Genomic DNA, 21,476 nt, shown 5'->3' with positions numbered 1-21,476 from the left:
CGCACCCGGCCCGCAATTATGCACTGAATATCAGCATAAAACATTACACCCGGCACCCACGGAGGTTGCACACCTCGGCGAAAAAGGGCGCACAGCGGAGCTTCCGGTGGCTGGCTGAGCTGGCAAAATCCACTCTTGATAACGCGTGAGCCCCGCCGGAAACGGGTTCGGGCGAGGCTCGGTAGCAAATAGCAAAAAGGGCTGCTTATAGGTTCTGCTGAATGAAGTTGGTCATCTGCCGGTAGAGGTGCAGGCGCGTGTTGCCGCCTGAAATGCCGTGGTTGCGGTTGGGGTAGTACAGGGTCTGAAAATCCTTGTTAGCCTTCACCAGCGCATCTACAAAAGCCGTGGAGTTCTGAAAATGCACGTTGTCGTCGCCGGTGCCGTGCACGAGCAGGAACTTGCCCTTGAGCTTGTCGGCGTGCTGCACGGGCGAGTTGTCGTCGTAGCCGGCGGCGTTTTCCTGGGGCGTGCGCAGGTACCGCTCGGTGTACACGGTGTCGTAGTAGCGCCAGTTGGTTACGGGTGCCACCGAAATGCCCATCTTAAACAGGTCGGCTTCCTTGGTCATGCACAGGGCTGTGAGGAAACCGCCGTAGCTCCAGCCCCACATACCAATGCGGCTTTTGTCGACGTAAGGCAGGGTGCCCAGGTACTTGGCGCCTTCGCCCTGGTCGACGGTTTCGAGTTTGCCCAGGTTGGCGTAGGTGGCTTTGCGCCACGCCGCGCCCCGCCCCGACGAGCCCCGGCCTTCCACCGATACCACGATGTAGCCTTTCTGAGCCAGCATCTGGTACCACATGTAGCGGTTGAAATCGACGCCGCCGCCGGCGTTGTCGAGCACGGTTTGGGTGCTGCCGCTGCCGAAGCTGGGGCCGCCGTAGCAGTACATCAGCACCGGATATTTCTTGCTGGCGTCGAAGTTGGAAGGTTTGATCATCCAGGCATTCAGGTCTAGGCCTTCGGAGGTTTTGAAGGTGAAGAACTCGAACTTGCCCAGGTCGTACTGGGTCAGCGTCTGACGCAGCTTGGCGTTGTCTTCCAGCACTTTCACCACCTTGCCCGAGCTGCCTTCGCGCAAGCTCACCACGGCCGGCACGCCCGCCGAGGTGTGGTAGTTCAGGAAATAGCGGCAGTCGGGGCTCATGTTCACCACGTCGGTGCCGTTGCCGGCGTCGCTGATGCGGGCTTTGTTTTTGCCTTTCAGGTCGATGCGGTAGAGGTGGCGCTGCAGGGCCGAGCCTTCGGTGCTGGTAAAGTACACCACGCCGGCTTTGGGGTCGAAGCCGTTGATCTGGCTGATTTCCCACGGGCCTTTCGTCAGTTGGCGTACTTCCTTGCCGTTGATGTCGTGCAGGTAGAGGTGCTGGTAACCGTCTTTCTCGCTCGTGAACAGAAACTGCTTGCCGCCGGCGAGGTAACGCAAATCGTCGTTGATTTCCACGTAAGCCTTGTTGGTGTCGGTCAGCACCACCTTGCTTTTGCCGGTGGCAGCGTCGGCGTGCAGAATCTCCAGCTTGTTTTGCAAGCGGTTCAGGCGCTGAATGCTGAGCAGGTTGGGCGTCTGCGTCCACATCACCCGCGGGATGTACTGGTCGGTTTCGGGGCCCACGTCCATCTTGGTGGCGCGGCCGGCCGCCACGTCGTACACCGACACGCTCACCACCGAGTTTTTCTCGCCCGCTTTGGGGTATTTGAAGCGGTAGTCCTTCGGGTACAGGTCGCCCCAGAGCTGCATGTTGTACTCCGGCACTTGGCTTTCGTCGAAAGTGTAGTAGGCCACCTGGCGCGAGTCGGGCGACCAGAAGAAGCCCTGCGCGAAGCCAAATTCCTCCTCGTACACCCAATCGGTCGAGCCGTTGATGATGCGGTTGAAGGCGCCGTCGCTCGTCACGGCTTTTTCCTGCATCGTACCCAGATCGGTGATGAACAGGTTGTTGTCGCGCACGAAAGCCACGCGCTGCCCGTCGGGCGAGAAGGTGGCGTAGCTCTGCTTGCCGCTCGACAACGGCGTGAGCTTGTGGGTGCCGCGGTCGTACACGAAAAACACGGCCTTCGTGGAGTGGCGGTAAATCGGCTCGGTGTCGGTGGTCAGCAGCAGCTTCTGCTCGTCGGCGTTGAAATCGTAGCCGTCGACGTTGATGGGCTGGCTTTGGCCGGCGGGTTTCAGGTCGGCCAGCGGCACAAGGGTTTGCACGGCGGCGCCGGTCGTCACGTCGTGCTGCACCACTTCGCCTTTATCGAGGGCGGAGTAGTAGCGGCCGTCGTGCATCCAGTTGAAACCGGGCACGCTGCGGGCGGCAAACGTGCCCTTCGACCAGATGTCTTCGAGCGTAATGGCTTGTTTTTGCTGGGCCACCACCGCGGTCGGCATCAGCAGACCGATGGCGGGAAGCGTGGTGCTCAGGAGCGCGGCCGTGGCTACGCGCCGGAATGCAGAAGAAAAAGAAGTGGACAACGATGAAGGGAAAGGGGAAAACATGCAAAAAATTCGGTTGGCGCCGTTAAAGGTAGGCACGGCGGGCGTCAGGTACCGAATGGGGCCCGACGAGGCCGGGCCAGCTTCAGTTAGCCATCCGGCCTTTCAACCCCGGGTTTGGGCTACTAATTCCGCGGACGGAGCGCCGCATTCGGATTTCCGCTCCACCTTTGCCATTGTTATGCGTCACCTGTTTTCGTTCGCACTGTTTGCTACCCTCGCGGCGCTGGCCGGCTGCGGCACCGACCCCGTGCCCTCCCCGCGCCTCGACCTGATTTCCGACGGCAACCTGCAAACCGTCAGCCGCGTGGTGCAGCCCGGCGACACCCTCACCACGCGTGCCTTCGCCGAAACCGCCGCCGACGCGGCCCCGTTGCGCCGCTTCCGCATTACGGTGCAGTACGGCGAAGGCGAAAACATAGTCCCGTTCACGTACCTCGACTCCACCATCAGCGGACAGAGCTTTTTGTGGAACAACCGCTTCGTGGCCAGCACCAATTCCGGCCGGGAAATCTGGCGCTACGAAGCCACCGACGCCGAAGGCCGCACCGCCGCCCGCCAATACCGCCTCATCGTCCGCCAGCCCGACTCGCTCCAGGCCGTGCACAGCTACACCACATTGTTGCAGCCGCCCCGTACCGTTGCCAGCCGGGCGCTGCTCGTTGTAGGTATCGGCACGCCCATTCCGGCCCACGCCGCCGACCAAGCGGGCTTCCAGCAAATCGTGGACTTCTTCTACTTACCCAATGCGGCCGGCAGCCCCACGCTGGCTTCCCCCGTCGATACCGCTGCCCGGCGTAACCGCATACTGCGTGTCGGGCGCTGGGCCACCAAGCGTGCCACTGGTCTGAAGGCCACTAGCCTTAGCCTGAACGACTTCAATAACCTGACTACCGCTGGCGCCATTGAGGCGGCAGTGGCAGCGGCAGGCCCGCTCGACACCCGCACAGCCCCACTGGCCAAAGAGCGGGTAGTTGTGTTTCGCACCGCCGAAGGCCAGCCCGGCGCGCTGTATATCTCGGAGGTAAATGCCCGCACCGAGCTGACGCTCAACGTCAAAGTCGTTCGGTAGGCTGCTACCATAATACAAAAGGCCAGCCCCCATGAAGGAGCCGGCCTTTTGAATTATGCCTCAACAAGCTGATTTAAAACAGCAGCCCCACGGTGAAAGTGGTGGTGAAGCGGCTGCCTTGTGCCTGTACCCGCGGCTGGGAGTCGTTGTTGAGCGTGTAGGGCTGGTAAAAACGGTCGGCCTTGGTGTACACGCCGGCCAGGTCGAAAAACGTGTTTTTCTGCCGCAGCCCCACCCCGCCCGTGTAGAACTGCTGCGTGCGGTCGAAGTCGCTGTTGACGTACGGGTCGCCGTAGCGGGCGTAGCCGGCCCGCACCCGGAAAATATCAAAGCGGCCTTCGGCACCCACGCGCAGGTTCACGCTCGATTGGTACAGGTCGCTCACGCGTTGGTTGGTGCCGCTAAAGTCGGGAGCCACAGCGTCGGCATTGGCGTCTTCGGCAAAGCGGGCTTGCGAGTAGTTCACGTACTCCACGTCGGCTGTTACGAAGGCATACTTACCCAGAATGGTAGCCACGCCGCCGGTAGCGCGCCAGGGCGTGGTCAGGCGGTATTGGTACTCACTGGGCAGGGTTTTGGCCGAGCCGCTGGTAATGGCGCCGCTGTTCAGGCCCGGGTTGTAGTCGGCTTTCAGCGACGAGGAATACTGATCAGTCAGCGAATAGAACGTGGGCGACTGAATCGAGGCACCCACCCGAATCCAATCGGCAGGACGGAAAATGGCCCCTAAGCGCAGGTTCAGGCCGTTGCCCGTGGTTTCCGACTCCTCCCGCAGGGCCAACTTGCTGAAGGCGGTGGTCGGGTCGTTTTCTGCTTCTTGGTAATCCTTTACCTCGCGGTAGCGCAGTCCCACAATGCCTAACCCACCTCCGAGGTACAGTTTGTCGCGGTAGCTGGCGCCGTAGGCAATATCGAACTGCGTTTGGGCGCCGGTGGTCAGCACGGTTTCGTTTTGGTCAATCAGCCCTTTGCGGGTGCGGGTAGTAATATAACCCGCCTGGCCCGGTTGCTTGGTTTCGTCTACATCGGTCAGGTAGGCCGCGTAAGCCAGCCCGTCGAGCGTGCTGATGTTGTCGCCGTTGGTACCGTATTCGTCCTCCAACGCACTTTTCGACGCCGGCGACTCGCGCAGGTACTGGAAAAGGGAGCGGTTGTCGTCGACCTTGTTGGTGTAGTGAAACCGTTGGTTGAAGTCGTTGACGCGCGTCAGACCAATGCCAATCACGCTGCTGCGCCAATCGTCGTTGTCGCTGTCGGGCCGGCGGGTGGTGAAGGCCGCGCCGAAACTGGCCACGTGCAGGCTGTTGCGCGAGTCGGCCAGTTTGGGGCCTTCGCTGCTGGTGTTGGTGTTGTTGGTGCCAAACCCGGGCGAAAACGAAACCTCTGAGCGTTGGAACAGGCCCAGGCCGGCTGGGTTGGCGCTGAGGCTGCCGAGGTCGGCACCCAATGCGGCGTTGGCCCCGCCGATGCCGAGGGTACGGGCCGTGCCGCCGAATTGCAGTTGCGAATAGCGCAGGGCATCGGTGGCGGTTTGGGCAAAGCTGTGGCTAGCGAGGCCCATGAGAGCCAAGCCCAGCCAGAAAGGCGCGTTTTTCATGAAGTTGGGAGGGAAAAAGGCCGCCCCGCCGGAGCGGCCTTTAGATCGATAAAGAAGCTGCTACTCTGGATTGTTCGACTACTCGCGCACCCGGCCCCGACCGCCCGATGAGCTGCCGCCCCCGGAATTGCCACCGCCCGAGTTACCACCACCGTAGTTGGAGCCTCGGCTAGCTGGCGCTTCATACGAACGGCTGGGGGCCGATTCGTACGTCCGCTCGCGGCGAACCGGCCGCTCGTACTGCTGAGCGGGCTGGGCCTGTTGCTGCGGCTGGCCGTATTCGACGGCCCGCTCGCGGCGCTGACGCTGCGGCTGCACTGCACCCGACTCGCCCGCCAGTTCCGGCTGTGCCGTATTCTCGGTCAGGCGCTGGCGGCGCGTGGGCATTTCCAGCGCTTCGCCCCGGTTGTTTTGCGAAGCGCCGGTACGTACACCGCCCGTCTGGTTTTCCGGGGCGGTTTCAGTGTCCACTATGCGGTAGAGCTTGCCGCGGCCCGTCGAGGGCTGCGTTTCCAGGCTCGGCGCATCGTCGGCCCGCGTGATGCGGCCCCAGCCGGTGCCGTTGGTGACGCCACCACCGTTGTTTTCGATGGCCTGCCCTCGGTTCGAGCCGGCTTCTTCTACAATGCGCGGCCGCCGGGTAGTGGTAGCCGGCGAAGCAAGGTTGTCGTTGCCGCCGGAAGCCATTCGGCCGCCCGTATTGTCGATAACCGGACGCCCGCCGTTGGTGCGGCCGCCCGAGGTAACGGCGTCGCTGCTACGGTCGCGACGCGGGCCGTAGTGCACGTTGCGGTTGCCGTTGCGGTAGCCGCCCCAGGCATAGCCCGAGCCGTAGTAACCGCCACCGTAGTAGTTGTCGTAGTACCCGCCGTAACGGCCGCCGTACCGGTAACCGTAGGGGCGGTAGCCCCACGGGCTGCCCCAGCCGTAACCAATGCTGATGCTCACAAACGGTCCACCGTAGCCCCAGTAAGGGCTGTATACCCCGCCGTAGTACGGGGCGTAGGCGTAGCCGCCGTAGTAGGGGTAGCCATACACATCGTAGCCGTAGAACGCCGCGCCGGGGTTGTACCAGTACGGGTCCACGTAAGCCAGGTCGTAGTAGCCCATGCCCAAGCCGCGGTAGTACGGCTGGTGAAAGCGGCGGATCCGGGCCGAGTAGCTGTAATCGTCGTCGTAGTATTCGTCCGACGCATTGCCATTGCCATACTTGCTGTCATCTTGGTACTCAGGGTTGGCTACGCTGCCCTGGTCATCGGCGGCGGCCACGTCAGCGGCCGGGTTCGAGCCGACGGAGGCCGTAACCACCTCAGTCGTTTGATCTTTGGAGGAATAATACACGCCGTCGGGCTCGGTGCTCGTGAGCCCGGAGGTGCCTGCGCAGCCACCCAGCGTGAGCAGGGCCAAGGCGGGCAGAAGGGTGGTTGAAAAGGATTTCATGGCAGGCTGAGGCGGAAAGGTAAGATCGATACGGAGGAGCCGGGTGCTGAACCGGCGGCTGTCCACCCAGCAAGACAAGGGCGGAATGCTCCGGTTTAATAACGTATTTTGGGGCCGAAACGGTGCCCGGTTTTGGTACTCAAATCTTATACCAATTTCAGGAACCTTTTTTCCTTCTCTAAGATACTCCAACATGAGCAAACAGTTGCCCAAGCGCAGCGAGGATTATTCCCTGTGGTACAACGAATTGGTGAAGCGCGCCGGGTTGGCTGAAAACTCCGCCGTGCGGGGTTGCATGGTCATTAAACCCTACGGCTACGCCATTTGGGAAAAGATGCAGCGGACGCTCGACGACATGTTCAAGCGCACCGGCCACCAGAACGCGTACTTCCCGTTGTTTGTGCCCAAAAACCTGTTTGAGGCCGAAGAGCAAAATGCCGAAGGCTTTGCCAAGGAATGCGCTGTCGTCACGCACTACCGCCTCAAGCTCGACCCCGAGCGGCCGGGCAAGCTCATCGTCGACCCCGAGGCCAAGCTGGAAGAAGAGCTGGTGGTGCGCCCCACGTCGGAAGCCATTATCTGGAGTACCTACAAAGGCTGGATTCAAAGCTACCGCGACCTGCCGCTGCTCATCAACCAGTGGGCCAACGTGGTGCGCTGGGAAATGCGCACGCGCCTGTTTTTGCGCACCGCCGAATTCCTGTGGCAGGAAGGCCACACGGCCCACGCCACCGCCCAGGAAGCCGTAGCCGAAACCCGCCAGATGCTGGACGTGTACGCCGAGTTTGCCGAAGAATGGCTGGCCTTGCCGGTGGTGAAAGGCGTGAAAACCGAAAACGAGCGGTTTGCCGGCGCCATCGAAACGTACTGCATCGAAGGCATGATGCAGGACGGCAAGGCCTTACAGGCAGGCACCTCGCATTTCCTCGGCCAAAACTTCGCCAAGGCCTTCGACGTGCTGTTCACCAACAAGGAGGGCCAGCAGGAACACGTATGGGGCACCTCCTGGGGCGTGAGCACGCGCCTCATGGGCGCCCTCGTAATGGCGCACTCCGACGACGAAGGCCTGGTGCTGCCGCCCAAGCTGGCTCCGATTCAGGTAGTTATCGTGCCCATTTATAAAACTGGCCAGCTCGACGAGTTGCTGGAGCGCATCCGGCCTATCCAGATGGGCCTCATCGAGCGCGGCATTTCGGTGAAGATAGACGACCGCGACACCGAGCGGCCGGGCTTCAAGTTTGCCGAGTGGGAGTTGAAGGGCGTGCCCGTGCGCATTGCTGTGGGCGCCCGCGACCTGGACAACGGCACGCTGGAAGTAGCCCGCCGCGACACCAAGGAGAAGATGAACCTGCCGCTGGCCGACATTGTGAACAGCGTGGCCTTGCTGCTCAACGACATCCAGCAGAACATCTACAACCGCGCCCGCAGCTTCCGCGAAGAGCACACGACCCGCGTGGATAGCTACGACGAGTTCAAGCAGGTGCTCAACGACAAGGGCGGCTTTGTGGTGGCCCACTGGGACGGCACTTCCGAAACCGAGAAGCGCATCAAGGAAGAAACCAAGGCCACCATCCGCTGCATCGCGCTCAACGAGCCCGACGAGGACGGCGTGTGCATGGTAACGGGCCGCCCGAGCAAGCGCCGCGTGTACTTCGCGCAGGCGTACTAGACCGCGGATTCCGGCGAATCTTTCGGATTCCCCGAATATTGCCAACGACTGATTTTCAATCAAAAAGCCCCGCTGTGGTACTCACGGCGGGGCTTTTTGTTATGTCATTTGGCTGGGTCAAGCCGCGTCGAGGGCATTTTTCAGCTCGTCGTCGGTGAGGCTGTCGAGCCAGTCGGCGGCCAGGTCGAGGCGCTTGGTTTGGGCGCCGCCGCTGGGTGTGCATACCACGGTTACGCTGCCGTCGGCGGCTTGGGCCAGTTCGGTGGCTTGCTCGGCCGCGGCGCTATCGACGCCGGCGTAGGCTTGCACGCACGTCCAGGTGGTGCCGTGTTGGTCGGTTACTTCGCGTTGTTTCATCATGCCCCACTGATACGCACGCGCAGGGTCTTGGTGAGCGACGAAGCGGCTTTTTGGTTCAGACAACCAGTACCGGGGCGGTGGCCTGGGCCAGCTGCGCGGCGCGCTGGGCCTGCTGCACGTGGCGGGTTTCGTGCAGCACCACAAACTCCAGCGCCTCGCCGAGGCGCAGCTTCAGCAGCCGGAAGAACTCCACGGGCACTACTTTGCGGTTGAGGTCGGTGGCAGCGGCCTGGTCCAGCAGACGCAACAATTCGCGCTGGTTCAGCAGAAACTCATTGAGCACGGTGCGGCCGAGCTGGCTGCCGGCGGGGTTCATGTGCTTCACGGTTTTGCTGGGCTTGCCGTTGCCGGGCCGCACAATGTCGAGCGACTTGCGGCCCAACCAGCTGTAACCGATGTCAGCTACCGAAGCCGGCCGGCCGACCGATTGCAAGGCCTTGGCGAAGGCGGGGTTGTAGTAGCGGCTGTAGCGGTTCAGGTGCTCCAGGCATTCCAGCACGCTCCAGCTGTCGGGGCGGGCTTTGAAGTTCAGCGCTTCGTTGCTGAGCGGCTGCAATTCGGTTTCGACGACGGTTTGCAGGCGACGCACGGCGGCTTGCAGTTGTTGGATAAAGGCGTTGGTAGTCATGGCGTTTCGTTTTGACAAAGGTGGCCACCACGCGCCGCGGTTTCCATTGACTGGAATCAAGATTTAGCGCAGCCGGCTGAGCGTTTCGGGCGTCATGCGCAGGTAGGAGGCAATGTATTTCTTGGGAATGAGCTGAAACAGGCGCGGGCTGCGGTTGCGTACCCGGTCGAGGCGCTGCTGGGGCTCGGGCAACAGCAGGTCGATTTGCCGCTCGATGAGGCCCAGCACCGACCGCTCCATTTCCTTGCGCCAGAAGCGGGCGAAGTTGTCGTTTTGCTCGGTCAGGTTCAGCCAATCGGTGCGCCCAATGGCCAGCAGCTCGCACTGCCGCAGGGCCTGAATGCAGTACTCGGAGGGCTTGTTGCCCAGAAACGAGGGCACCGATGTCACCATCGTGTTGGCGTAGGCAAAGCCCACGCAGATGTCCTCGTCGGGCGTGGGCAGGTAAATGCGCATGGTGCCATCGACCACAAAGTACAGGTGCTGCTCCGTTTGCCCTTCGCCAATGAGAAAGTCGCCGCGCTTCAGGCGCACCTGCCGGTTCCAGAGCGGCATCATCTGCTCGATGTCGGCGGGCGTGAGGCTGGGCACCTGGCTCATCATGGCGGCCAGCATGGTGAGGGCCGGCGAACCGGGCTCGGGCTGGGTGAAGTTGGCGAAATTCAGCATGGGCGAGAATCGGCTGGGCCCAACCGGCCCGGGCTTGCGCCCGGCCGCTTAGCCGGCTTGAATATACCGCCCGAGCGGGCGTCAAACCGGGCCATTGTACCGTATATTTTCGCAATCCGGCGCCCGCTCGGCAGAGCCGCCGGGAAACTTCCCCTTTGCTCTTACCCTCATGGACTGGCTACTGATTGTCGTTTTGCTGCTCTTCGGCGCTTTGTTTGTGGTGGCCGAAGTGCTGCTGATTCCCGGCACTACCATCGTGGGACTGGCCGGTTTCATCATGCTCACCGTGGGCATCTGGCTCAGCTACCGCGACCTGGGCACCTCCGCCGGCCACGTGCTGCTGGGCTCGGCAACGGTGCTGGTGGCGGCCGTCGTCTGGATTGGTCTGCGGCCCCAGTCGGTCAACCGCTTTGCCCTCACCACCAAAAACACCGCCCGCGTCGACGACGTGCGCCGGCCCGATGTGGCCCCCGGCCAATTGGGCCGCACGCTCTCGGCCCTGCGCCCGGCCGGCACGGTGCTCTTCGGCGACGAACGCCGCGAAGCCACCACGCTGGGCGAGTTTGTGGGCGCCGGCGCCACGGTGCAGGTGCTGCGCATCGAGCAGAACCGCATTGTGGTAGCGGCCGCTTAAATGGCTCAATGGCTAAATGGCTGGTTGCTCCGATAGCAGAACAAACAACCATTTAGCCATTCAACCATTTAACCCTTACTTTCAGCCATGAATTTCCCCCTGATACCCGTTGCCCTGGGAGCCGTGCTGCTCCTGGTGTTTCTGTATTTCTTCCCCATCAGCCTCTGGATTACGGCCATCTTCTCGGGGGTGCGCGTGGGGCTGTTTCAGCTGGTGCTGATGCGAGTGCGCAAGGTGCCGCCGTCGCTCATCGTCAACTCGCTCATCACCTCCACCAAGGCGGGCCTGAACCTGACGGCCAACGACTTAGAAACGCACTACCTGGCTGGCGGCAACGTCCCCACCGTCATCAAAGCCCTGATTTCGGCCGACAAAGCCGGTATTCCGCTCTCGTTCAACCAAGCCACGGCTATTGACCTTGCCGGCCGCGACGTGTTCGAGGCCGTTACCACCTCGGTAAACCCCAAGGTGATTAACACGCCCAACGTGGCCGCCGTGGCCCAAGACGGCATTCAGCTCATTGCCAAAGCCCGCGTAACGGTGCGCGCCAACATCTCGCAGCTCGTGGGCGGCGCCGGCGAAGAAACCATTCTGGCCCGTGTGGGCGAAGGCATCGTAACCAGCATCGGCTCGTCGCTTTCGCACAAGGAAGTGCTCGAAAACCCCGACAAGATTTCCAAGCTGGTGCTGCAGAAAGGCCTCGACGCCGGCACAGCCTTCGAAATTCTCTCCATCGACATTGCCGACGTGGACATAGGAGAAAACATCGGGGCCAAGCTGCAGATTGACCAAGCCAACGCCGACCTGAAAGTAGCCGAAGCCAAAGCCGAAGAGCGCCGCGCCATGGCCGTGGCCGTGGAGCAGGAAAACCGCGCCAAAACCCAGGAGGCCAAGGCCCGCGTGGTGGAAGCCGAAGCCGAAATTCCCAAGGCCATTTCCGAAGCCTTCCGCTCCGGCAACCTCGGCATCATGGACTACTACAAAATGCGCAACATCCAGGCCGACACCGACATGCGCGACTCCATTGCCAACCCCGGCGGCCAGAGCAGCAGCACCAAGCCCGGCCGCGACGAAACCCGGCTGACGTGATGTTTAATGTGCTGGTGTGCAGAGTCTGATCCGCTAAGCGCTAATGGCCTCGAGGCGTTCATACCGACTTCAAAAGCAACAGGCCCTTCCGGTTTTCGGAAGGGCCTGTTGCTTTTGGTGAAATGCGCATCAGCACTTCAACACATTACTTCTTGGTAATCACGAATTCCACGCGGCGGTTGAGCTTGCGGGTTTCTTCCTGGTCGTTCGGGGCAATGGGTTTGGTGTCGCCGAAGCCCTCGGTGGTAATGCGGTTGCCGGCCACGCCCTTGCTCACGAGGTACTTCTTCACCTCGTTCACGCGGTCGATGCTCAGCTTCAGGTTCAGGCCCGGGTCGCCCTGGTTGTCGGTGTGGCCTTCGAGCTTGATTTCCACCTGCGGGTAGTTCTTCAGGATGTTCACCAGGCGGCCCAGCTCGGGGTAGGAGCTTTCGCGCAGGTAGTACTTGCTCTGGGTGAAGAAGATATTGTTCAGCTTGATCTTCTGGCCCACCTCAAACGGAATCAGGAACAAGTCCTGGGTTTCCTCGGAGTAGGTGCGGCGGTCGGTGATGTCGAGGTTCTGGTCTTCAGCCAGGTAGCCTTTGGCATCGGCGCGGTAGCCGTAGTGGGCACCGGCGGGCAGCACAATGGTGTAGGAGCCATCGGCGGGGTTGGTTTCGGCCACGCCCACTTCTTCGCCCGTTATCAGGTTTTCGTAGCGCACGGTAGCCGCTACGGGCTTCTTGGTCACGGCGTCGAGCACGCGGCCGCGCACCAGGGCCACTACCTCGGGCTTGTTGCGCGGGGTGAGGGCAATGCGGAAAATGTCACGCGAGCCGTCGGTGCCGTTGCGGTCCGACACGAGGTAGGCGTCGTTGCCGGCGGCCGAGAGGGTGAAGTAGGCGTCATCGGCAGGTGAGTTGATGCTCGGGCCCAGGTTGCGCGGCTTGCTCCAGTTGGTCCAGGTGTCGTCGAGGCGCTTCGAGTAGAAAATGTCGCTCTTGCCGTAGCCCGTGTGGCCGTCGGAGCCGAAGTACAGCGTCTTGCCATCCGACGCCAGGAAGGGCGCAAACTCGGCCTTCTTGGTGTTGATGTTGGCGCCCATGTTCAGCGGGCGGCTCCACGAGCCGTCGGGCTGACGCATGCTCACGTACAGGTCCTGCTGGCCTTTGCTGTCTTTGCGCTCCACGGCCATCAGCAGCTGCTTGCCCGAGGTGGTCAGGAAAAAATCGACGTTTTCGGGGTCATCGTTGTAGAAATCCTGGATGTTCAGGTTTTCGGGCTGGCTCCAGCCCGAAGGCTTGCGGCGCGAAATGCTGGCGCCTTTGGGGTCGAGCGAGCCGTCGGGCATGTAGCGGTTGATGAGCAGCGCCGAAGAGCCGTCGGCCGACACCGAGGCCAGGCCGTTGGGGCCGGGCGAGTTGACCGGGCCGCCCAGGTTTTTGGCGGGGTTCCAGGCCTTGGTTTTGGGGTTGGCCAGCGTCGAGTACCACACGTCCTGCCCGTCTTTGGCGCCGCCCACGTTGCCGGGGGCGTTCTGGCGGGCAAAAAACAGCGTGCGGCCGTCGGGCGAAATAACCGGGCGCACCTCCGTGAACTTGGTATTCACGTTCGGGCCCAGGTTCACCATGGCCGAGTCGAAGGCCACGGCGCCGTCTTCGCTGCCACCGCTGGGGCTGGTGCGGAACTCCTTCTTCACCATCACGTCGGCCACGTCGGCCACGCCGATGGCGTCGATTTGGTTCACGCCGTTCACCTTGGCCGTGTTCATCGTGACGACGACCCCGATGGTGCGGTAGGTGCCGGGGCTGAACGTAACCTGCAGCGTGCGGAAGATGTCGGGAATGGGGCCGGGGTTGTCGTTTTCGTAGACCTGGTGCCGCTCGTTGCGGGTGTCCACCAGCTCGATGCGGATGATGGAGCCGGGGTTGAAGTTTTCGACCACCGTTACCTGCCGGGCCACGACCGACTTGGCAAATTTGACTTCGATGAATTCCTTGGCCCCTTCTTTTTTCGGAATCCAGGCGTCGTTGCTGATCTGACCCAGCGGCAGGGCATTGGGTTCACCGAGGACTTTTTCGGGCGAAAAGGGCTCTTTGCCTTCGGCTTTTTGCGACGACACGGCCACTACTTTGGCGGCCCACACGGCGTGCTGAGCGCGGGCGCTGCTGCAAAATCCCCCCACTAGCCCCACGGTCAGGCCCAACGATAGAAGTAGTTTCTGCATGCTTGTGAACGGTGGTAGAGTGCAAACGAGAAGCTGGCTGGCGTAGACCAAGCTCGACCCCAAGACGTCCTTAAGTAACAGGAAGTTTCGGCAGGAGCCCAAAGGCGGCTCCAAAAGTACAGCCGGTGGCCAGTAAAACCATCACATAAGTATGTTACGGACAGGTATTAGCCTTATTGTCCTGGCCCGGCAAATTGCCTACTTTGGGTAGCTTCGTGCTCACGCTACTTTTCTCATGGGCCCCTTTGCCCGCCTGCTTCTGGTTTGCTTCGTTGGCTGGCTCGCGCTGCGGGCCGGCGCGGCCGTGGCGCAGGATGTACAAGCCGCCCCCGTAGCCGTGGCCCCCCTGGCCGCTGGCCTGCAGCCCGATACGCTGGTGGGCGTGAGCCTGCGGGCCCGGCGCGTGGGCGTGAGCACCTTCGCCCAGCAAAGCGCGGCCTTCGGCCTGCTCAACCTGGGGGCCCGCCAAACCCTGCGCTACCGCCTGTTTTCCGAGTGGGTGTACGACACCCGCGGCGCGCCGCCCTTCGTGCTCGAAAACTACCACGCCGACGTGCTGCACCTCCTGCGCCTGGGCCGCAGCTGGCAGGTGGGCCAGCAGGTGCGCTACGACGAAAGCCGCGCCAACCACATTCGCACCGCCTCCTGGCTGGCTCGTGTGGGCTGGCAGCACCGCCTGCGCCCCACCAACGCCGCCGACACCGTTTCGACCCTCCAGGCCTACCTGCTCGGCGGCCTCACCCACGACCTGCGCAACGGCATCCAGGATGTCGGGCCCACCTACGGCGCGGCCCTCACGGCTATTTTTCGGCCCCTGCCCGGCCTGGCCCAGCCGGTGAGTGTGCGCCTGAGCGGCACCCGCACCCAGCTGGGGCCCCGCACCTGGGAACGGGCCGTGGCCGACAGCTGGTACGAGCACCGCCTCGACGAAAACGCCACCGCCGCCCTGCGCCTGGGCTACCGCCGCAACCGCGCCGAAGACTACCTGGCCAACAACGTGCAGCGCATTCAGAGCGACACGGCCGCCGCGCAGCTCACCTGGGCCTACCAGCTGGGCACCCAGGCCGCGTTTCGTTCCGACAACACCCTGCTCCTGCCCACCCGCTCGTTTCGCTACCGCCGCCTCTCGGCCGCGGCCGACACCCTGCAGAACGTGGGCTACGAGCAGTACGAGGTAGACACCCGCCAGGACCTGACCCTCACCCGCCCCAAGCTGCAGGCCCACGGCGTGTTTGGCTACCACGAGCGCGCCCGTACCTACGCCCTGCGCGACAACAACCGCAACCTCTCCCCCACCCGCCTGCGCACCGCCACCGACCGGGAGCGAATCAAGGACGTGCTGGAGAAAACCACCCTCTGGCAGGGCGAGCTGACGTGGCTGCCCACGCCCAAGCAAGCCCTCAGCATCTCCACCACCGCCCAGCTGCTGCGCGTGAACACCCCCAGCGAAGACAACAACCAGGACCGCGACGAAGCCAGCCACCAGCTGCGCCTCACCCTGGCCTCGCGCTGGCACCCCACCTTCCGCACTTCGCTGGCCCTGTGGGGCGAGTACCGGCAGTTTGTGTTCATCAAGGCCGAGCAGAGCGCCGAAAACTACACCGACCGCTTGCTGCACTGGGAGCCGGGCTTTACCTGGGCGCCCGGCCCCTTTAGCTGGCGCGCCGCCTACCACCTGTGGGTGAGCTACCAGGTGCGCGACCGGCCCACCGAAGCGGCCCGCAACCGCGCCAACCGCGTGCTGGAGCTGGAGCAACACCTGAGCTACCAGCTCACGCCCCGCTGGCTGGCCACCGCCGACTACCAGCGCCGCGAAAACCGCATTGGGCTGCTGCGCTGGCCGCAGTTCACCGAAAGCCCCCTCGACACCACCATCGTGCACGACGTGAGCGTGGGCCTGCGCCGGGGCTGGAGCGGCCTGCGCGGCCAAAGCAGCCTGCGCGCCGGCTACCGCTTCCTGGAGCAGCGCACCCACAACCGCGCCGCCCTCATTCCCGACGAGGCCGGCCCCTCCGCCCTTATCTACCTCCGCACCCTCACCCGCCAGCACGGCCCCGAGCTGGCCTACGAGCGCCGCGCCGGGGCCCTCTCGCTCACCGGCAGCCTCTGGCTGCAAAGCCTGCAAAACCGCTACCGCTACCGCCCCGGCCAGGGCACCTACGCCGGGGCCAGCTACACCGCCGAAGAGCTGCGCCAACGCTCCGACCGCCTGCTGCCCTACTTCGAACTGCTGCTGGAGTGGCAGGTGCGGCGCGGAAAGCGGTTGTGAGGAGCTTTCCTGTATCTTTTCCGCTGCTTTTAGTAATGAACTTCTATTCTTTCTAGCCCTTGATGCGCCTCTTATACCTAACGGCGTTGCTGGTCCTGCTGAGTTCAGGTACAGGCCACGCCCAGCAAATTCTTACTCAGCGAGTCTACGGCGGAGCTACGGGAGTCAACGGCTTTGATTCCCATGTGCTGTTACGCCTCGCGTCCGATTCAATGTTGCTAGTGGGTTCCACCGTCCGTGGGGCGCCCGGCAGCTACACGCGCACTTACTCTATGCCCCGCCTGCGCCCTACCGGTGACACTGCTCAATTCGCTATGCTGAATTCCTCGCCTGTTGCCGGTCTTGGCGACGACCGGTATTATGTTTTTGGATATGCACAAGTTGCGGCCGAACGCGGCGGGATGCTGGTGGCAGCCTCACAGCGCGGCGGGCGCATGGTTGGCACTCCACCCATAGATAGCATCCATGTATTGCTACAACGCTTTTCTGCCCGTGGTATACTTCGCTGGCAGCGGCGCGTGCAGGCTCGTGGCGGAATGGAATTTGCCCAGGTGCTGGCAGCGCCCGGTGGCGGAGCTTACTTACACGGTTCCACGGCCTTTTTTTCAGGCACGACTTATCGTTCCGAATCTTTCTTGGCCCGCTTCGACAGCCTAGGGACCGAGCTGTGGCGCCGCACCTATCCTTTTAGAAACGGGAGTCCCGAATTCGGTACAACATACACAGCGTACGGTACACTGCTGCTTATCAGTGAGGCAAGTCTACCGCCGATAAGTGGAATTCCTGCTTCGCGGCTGCGGCTGCTGGAAGTGAGCCAGCACGGCGACTCACTGCGCCGCGTGCTAGTGCTGGCTCATCCCAACTACCCGCTTATATATCGCGACACTGACAGCGGACCTCATCTGCGGCCGCTGCGCGACGGGGGCTTTGTCTTCACCGGCGTGGCCGACTCGCTCACGCCCGGCGGAGGCAGCACCACGCGCCCCTTCGTGCTGCGCGTGGACCGCGACCTGAACGTGGTCTGGCGCTACGTGCACCGCCCGCTCGCCAACTTCACCCGCTACAGCTTGGGCAGCCCGCTGGAGCTGGCCGACGGCTCGCTGCTGGTGCTGGCCACGCGCGGCAACAACCCCGCCAGTACGTTCTGGCTGTTCCGCTTTTCCCCGGCCGGCGCCCTCACCCACCAGTACGCCTTCACCCCGGCCGGCACGGCGGGCCAACAAGTGACCCAGCCCGTGGGCCTGGCCGGGCTGTCGGATTCGTCCCTGATGGTGGCGCTGAACTCCGGCACCGCCACTTACACGGCGCGGGTGCGCGTGCCGGGCCTGCCGCGCGTGGTGGAGGGGGCCGGCGGCGTGCCCCTGCCCGCCCGCGCTTCGGCCGGGCGGCCGTTGGCTACCCTGGCCCTGTTCCCCAACCCGGCCAGCGCGGCCGTCACCGTTGCGTACAGCTTGCCGGCTGCTACCCGCACGGCCGCGCTGGAGCTACACGACTTAGCCGGGCGCCTCGTGCGCCGTCTGCCGCTGCTCGCCGCCCGCAGCACGGCCGCGCTGGAGGTGCGCGCCCTGCCCCCGGGCCTCTACGTGCTGACTCTGCGCGCGCAGGGCCGCACCCTGACCACCCAGAAACTGGCCGTGCAATAGCCCATTGTCCTGCCATGAAATACTTCTTTCTCTGCGTTTGCTTGCTGCTGGGTGCTCCTACCGCCCACGCCCAGCAGTTGCTCTGCGAGCGGGTTTACGGTTCAGCCAGTCAGCCCCGTGCCTCATATGCCCTGTTACGCACCGGACCCGATTCACTGCTGCTATTGGGCTCCACCCGCCTTAGTGCCCCCCCCGCCCAACGCTATGCTTTTACCATGCCCCGGCTGTTGCTCACCTGCGACACGACTCGTTTCGCCCGCTTGGGTACGGTGGCCGGTGTGGGAGTGAGTGACATTCGTGAAAACGCCCAAACGCTTGCCCTGCGGGGAGGCGGTGTGTTACTAGCGCCAACCGAGTTCGGCGGACGCTGGGCTCCCTCTTTCGACAGCGCCCGAGTACACCTACTGCGCTTCTCGACGCGCGGTGCGCTGCGCTGGCGGCGTGTGCTGCCACCGGAAAGCGGCGCGGAAAGCAGCGCCCAGCTACTTGAAAGCTCCGACGGCGGCACCTATGTGCACGCCGGCATGGTTACTTCCCCGAACCCGTTTGCTCAACAACCCTTCCTAACCCGGCTCGACAGTTTGGGGCGGGTGCTCTGGCGACGCGCATATCCCTATGGACGATTCGCAACTCCTTTTGGTTTAGCGTACACGGTACGCGGTACACTGTTGCTTGCTGACATCGTGACCCAACAAGCAACCCCGGCGGGACCTGGCTTGTCGCGGTTGAAGCTGCTGGAAGTAAGCCAGCAGGGCGACTCGCTACGCGGCGTGCTAGTACCAGCTCACCCCAATTACGCCTTTGTGTCGGCCTACGGTTTTGGTGGGGACCAATTGCTGGCCCTTCGTGATGGAGGATTCATCTTCACCGGCCGAACCGACTCTATTACGCCTACCATGTCCAGCGTCTCGCGTCCCTTCGTGCTGCGCGTGGACGCCAACCTTAACGTGGTCTGGCGTTATGTGCACCGACCCACGGTGCCCAATAGTCCTTTCGGCTTCAGCTGCCCGCGCGAACTGGCCGACGGTTCGCTGCTCGTATTCGTCACCCGCAACTCGCCTGCCAATACGTTCTGGTTATACCGCTTCTCTCCCACCGGTACCTTGCAGCAGCAGTTCGCCTTCACGCCAACTGCCTCTGTATTGGCCGCTCAGCAAATTCCAGTGCCCGTGGGACTAGCGCCGCTCTCTGACTCCACATTGTTGACCGTGCTCCGCGCATCAGAAATTACCTATGTGGCGCGGCTGCGCGTGCCGGGCCTGCCGCGCGTGGTGGAGGGGGCCGGCGGCGTGCCCCTGCCCGCCCGCACCCCGGCCGCCCGCCCGCTGGCCTCGCTCAGGGCCTACCCCAACCCCGCCCGCACGGCCTTCACCGTGCCGCTGGCGCTGCCCGCCGCGGCCCGCACCGCCGCCCTGGAGCTGCGCGAGGCCACCGGCCGGCTGGTGCGGCGCCTGCCCCTGCGCCCCGGCCAGCGCGAGGCCGCCGTGTCCGTGGCCGGGCTGCCGGCCGGCCTCTACCTCTGCCAGCTGCGCGCCGACGACGCCCTGCTCGCCACCGGCAAAGTGGTAGTGGAATAGCGCCGTAACGTGTAGTAGCGTGAGCTTTGGCTACGCCGCCGCTCCCCTTGCACAAACCGCTGCCAGCGCGTAGTTTACCCCCTCGATTACCCCATCCACCCCACCCATCGTTCGTCGTTCCATTGTTCACCTTTCATACCCCTCCACCATGTACGAAGCTGCGTACGAAAACCATTTCCGCAACATCCGCGCGTCGCGGCCCGATTTCCTCGCCTTCGCCCGCTACACCCATACGGCGCTGACGAAAACCGACAACCCCGCCCTCCAGGCCCTGGCCGCCCCGTTTGGGGCGCAGCTGCAGGCCCTCGAAGACTCCGTAACCGACCGCACCGCCCAGGACGGCACCCGCCAGCGCCAGACGCGCACCGCCGCCCAGGTAGCGGCCGCCATCCGCGAGTGGGTGCGCGAGCTGCACGACGTGACCCTGGTGCCCAAGCTGCGCAAGCGCCCCGCCGACTTCAAAGCCCTGCTGCCCCAGGGCCTCTCCGGCCTCACCGAAGCCACCCAGCAGCTGCCCAAGCGCCTCGAAGCCTTCCACAAAACTCTCGGCGAATACACCGCCGACTTCGGCCCCGAGCCCGCCCAGCAGGCCAGCGCCCTGCTCGCCGAGCTGCAGGCCGCCGGCAAGGCCAAAGACACCGCCCAAAAGCAAACCCAGGACACCATCGGCGAGCTGGGCCTTGGCTGGCAGCAGCTCTGCGACGCCCTCTGGCACACCCACTGCGTGGCCCTGGCCCAGTTTCACGCCGCCCCCGAAAAAGCCCGCGCCTTCTTCAACTACGCGCTGGTGCGCAACCCCAATGCCGGCCGCAACGGCAAAGCCGCCAAGCCATCGACACCCACGCCCGCCTAGCCCTTTTGCTCCTCGCAACACGTTGCGACGGGCTTTCGGTTGTCCCCGAAAGCACCGCAACAGGTTGCCAGCCCATTTCGGCTGGCCGAAAGCCAACCGCAACACGTTGCACCCGGGTTTTGCCGTGCCGAAAGCCTACCGCAACCTGTTGCGGGCCACTTCCGACGCCCCGAAAGGCTACTGCAACGTGTTGCGGTGGCCACCAAGCACAACGCCCGCCTTCCATTGCCGGAAAGCGGGCGTTGTGCATTGCTGCCGGAGGTCGTGCAACGATAGTGGTTCTACGACTTGGAGTCGTAGGACCACTGCCGCTCGCGCTGCCGTGGCTCCCCCTCTCTCTTTGGAGAGGGGGCCGGGGGTGAGGTTACTGCGCCAGTGTAAACGTGCGCGTTACCGAGTTGTAGGGGCCGGGCACGAGGTTGCCGTTGCCGTCGACCAGCTCCAGCTTCACCGTGTTCTGGCCCATGGGCAGGCCTTCCATCATGTAGGGGGCCCACTGGTCGAGCATGAACTCGGTGCCGTTGATGGTGGCGCGCACCTTGTTGCCGTCGGGCGTGAGGGTGGTATTCACCAGGTAGAAGTCGAGCATCACCTTCTGGGCGTCTTTGCCGGTGTACTCGCCCTTGGGGCGGCTGTAGAACATGTGCGGGGCCGCCAGGTCCACCGCCAGCGGGGTGGCCACCTTGCCCACGCTAATCACGCGCAGGTCGTAGGCGGTGCGGTGCTTGAGGCTCTCGTGGTAGGAGCGCGAGAGAAACGAGAGGACCACGTGCTGGCCGTCGGCAATGGGCTTGGTAAACTCGGTGGTGTAGTGGGCCGTGTAGGGCTCGTTGTCGACGATGTTGTGAATGTGCTGGCCCTGCATGGAGTTGGCCATTTCCTCGCCGTGCTGGTGCCCGGTCATCTTCGTGAGCTGGAAGTTGGTCAGGTCGTAGTCGAAGGCCACGGGGCCGCTGGGCACGGTGGAGTTGGCGGCCGGCGTATTCAGGCGCAGGCCGGCCGAGGGAAACTTCGGCGAGTCGGTGAACGGCGTGAGGCGGATGCCGTTTTTTTCCATGGTGGCCGCGGCCGCCGTGGTACGTACTTGCTCGGCGGTGGCCGAAGCGGTATCGGCTTGCTGACGGGTGGTGTCGCAGGCGGAGAGGCCGAGCACGGCGGCGCTCAGCAGCCAGATGGCTTTTTTCATGGTGGAGGGCGGGTAAAAGGCGTGGCGCAGGCAAGCGGCGGGATGCCCGAACAAAAAAATGATTTTTTGAGTACCTTGCCGCAGTACGTAAGGTTTCCCCAA

At 63.4% G+C, this 21,476-nt stretch carries 16 protein-coding genes; 8 read left to right on the top strand and 8 right to left on the bottom strand.

Translation table 11 applies throughout. The annotated features are described in order from the left end of the window. Positions 1 to 205 precede the first annotated feature (205 nt). On the bottom strand, positions 206 to 2,458 hold the full coding sequence (locus F0P96_RS13915) for a S9 family peptidase (protein ID WP_235917474.1): 2,253 nt from the start codon (positions 2,456 to 2,458) through the stop codon (positions 206 to 208). A gap of 202 nt (positions 2,459 to 2,660) precedes the next feature. Between F0P96_RS13915 and F0P96_RS13910 the strand changes: the two genes are divergently transcribed. After that, the gene (locus F0P96_RS13910; protein ID WP_151079516.1) at positions 2,661 to 3,551 is read left to right on the top strand and encodes a hypothetical protein; all 891 of its coding nucleotides are present in this window, start codon (positions 2,661 to 2,663) and stop codon (positions 3,549 to 3,551) included. Positions 3,552 to 3,624: 73 nt separating this feature from the next. On the opposite strand, the gene F0P96_RS13905 is transcribed toward F0P96_RS13910, so the two are convergent. Together F0P96_RS13905 and F0P96_RS21030 are read right to left on the bottom strand one after the other, a co-directional pair. Then, positions 3,625 to 5,148: a hypothetical protein gene (locus F0P96_RS13905; protein WP_151079515.1), complete on the bottom strand. Its 1,524-nt coding sequence runs from the start codon at positions 5,146 to 5,148 to the stop codon at positions 3,625 to 3,627. Between the two features lie 78 nt (positions 5,149 to 5,226). Continuing rightward, positions 5,227 to 6,588 (bottom strand): hypothetical protein, encoded by a 1,362-nt coding sequence (locus tag F0P96_RS21030; protein ID WP_160620308.1) that lies wholly within the window; start codon positions 6,586 to 6,588, stop codon positions 5,227 to 5,229. A 193-nt stretch (positions 6,589 to 6,781) separates the two neighbouring features. On the opposite strand from F0P96_RS21030, the gene proS reads away from it, so the two are divergent. Continuing rightward, positions 6,782 to 8,257 (top strand): proline--tRNA ligase, encoded by a 1,476-nt coding sequence (gene proS, locus F0P96_RS13895; RefSeq protein WP_151079514.1) that lies wholly within the window; start codon positions 6,782 to 6,784, stop codon positions 8,255 to 8,257. A gap of 117 nt (positions 8,258 to 8,374) precedes the next feature. Here proS and F0P96_RS13890 read toward each other — a convergent pair whose 3' ends face one another. The 3 genes from F0P96_RS13890 to F0P96_RS13880 form a co-directional block, all read right to left on the bottom strand. Next, a complete protein-coding gene (locus F0P96_RS13890; protein ID WP_235917473.1) occupies positions 8,375 to 8,617 on the bottom strand; it encodes a hypothetical protein in 243 nt (80 codons plus the stop codon). A gap of 55 nt (positions 8,618 to 8,672) precedes the next feature. After that, complete coding sequence (locus F0P96_RS13885) at positions 8,673 to 9,245, bottom strand: DinB family protein (RefSeq protein WP_151079513.1); 573 nt, start codon at positions 9,243 to 9,245, stop codon at positions 8,673 to 8,675. Between the two features lie 63 nt (positions 9,246 to 9,308). Beyond that, the gene (locus F0P96_RS13880; RefSeq protein ID WP_151079512.1) at positions 9,309 to 9,914 is read right to left on the bottom strand and encodes a Crp/Fnr family transcriptional regulator; all 606 of its coding nucleotides are present in this window, start codon (positions 9,912 to 9,914) and stop codon (positions 9,309 to 9,311) included. A 169-nt stretch (positions 9,915 to 10,083) separates the two neighbouring features. Here F0P96_RS13880 and F0P96_RS13875 point away from each other — a divergent pair, with 169 nt between their 5' ends. Continuing rightward, on the top strand, positions 10,084 to 10,548 hold the full coding sequence (locus tag F0P96_RS13875; RefSeq protein WP_151079511.1) for an NfeD family protein: 465 nt from the start codon (positions 10,084 to 10,086) through the stop codon (positions 10,546 to 10,548). 87 nt (positions 10,549 to 10,635) lie between these two features. Continuing rightward, positions 10,636 to 11,637, top strand: coding sequence for a flotillin-like protein FloA (gene floA / locus F0P96_RS13870; RefSeq protein ID WP_151079510.1), 1,002 nt, complete (start codon positions 10,636 to 10,638; stop codon positions 11,635 to 11,637). A gap of 145 nt (positions 11,638 to 11,782) precedes the next feature. Here the strand turns inward: floA and F0P96_RS13865 are convergent, their stop codons facing one another. Continuing rightward, positions 11,783 to 13,846: an OmpA family protein gene (locus F0P96_RS13865; protein ID WP_151079509.1), complete on the bottom strand. Its 2,064-nt coding sequence runs from the start codon at positions 13,844 to 13,846 to the stop codon at positions 11,783 to 11,785. A gap of 235 nt (positions 13,847 to 14,081) precedes the next feature. On the opposite strand from F0P96_RS13865, the gene F0P96_RS13860 reads away from it, so the two are divergent. The 4 genes from F0P96_RS13860 to F0P96_RS13845 all read left to right on the top strand — a co-directional run bounded on the left by F0P96_RS13860 (position 14,082) and on the right by F0P96_RS13845 (position 20,188). Next, on the top strand, positions 14,082 to 16,115 hold the full coding sequence (locus tag F0P96_RS13860) for a hypothetical protein (protein ID WP_151079508.1): 2,034 nt from the start codon (positions 14,082 to 14,084) through the stop codon (positions 16,113 to 16,115). Positions 16,116 to 16,924: 809 nt separating this feature from the next. Further along, on the top strand, positions 16,925 to 17,758 hold the full coding sequence (locus F0P96_RS21025) for a T9SS type A sorting domain-containing protein (protein WP_160620306.1): 834 nt from the start codon (positions 16,925 to 16,927) through the stop codon (positions 17,756 to 17,758). Positions 17,759 to 18,441: 683 nt separating this feature from the next. Continuing rightward, positions 18,442 to 19,335: a T9SS type A sorting domain-containing protein gene (locus F0P96_RS21020; protein ID WP_160620303.1), complete on the top strand. Its 894-nt coding sequence runs from the start codon at positions 18,442 to 18,444 to the stop codon at positions 19,333 to 19,335. A gap of 148 nt (positions 19,336 to 19,483) precedes the next feature. Continuing rightward, positions 19,484 to 20,188, top strand: a complete 705-nt coding sequence (locus F0P96_RS13845; protein WP_151079506.1) for a hypothetical protein — start codon at positions 19,484 to 19,486, stop codon at positions 20,186 to 20,188. Between the two features lie 364 nt (positions 20,189 to 20,552). On the opposite strand, the gene F0P96_RS13840 is transcribed toward F0P96_RS13845, so the two are convergent. Further along, entirely contained in the window at positions 20,553 to 21,374 is an 822-nt protein-coding gene (locus F0P96_RS13840) for a hypothetical protein (protein WP_151079505.1), read from the bottom strand. Between the last annotated feature and the right edge of the window lie 102 nt (positions 21,375 to 21,476).

The sequence above is a fragment of the Hymenobacter busanensis genome, assembly GCF_008727865.1.
In the GTDB taxonomy this organism is placed as follows: domain Bacteria; phylum Bacteroidota; class Bacteroidia; order Cytophagales; family Hymenobacteraceae; genus Solirubrum; species Solirubrum busanense.
The sequence above is the reverse complement of the archived record's forward strand: the minus strand, read 5'-3'. Positions and strand labels throughout refer to the sequence as shown.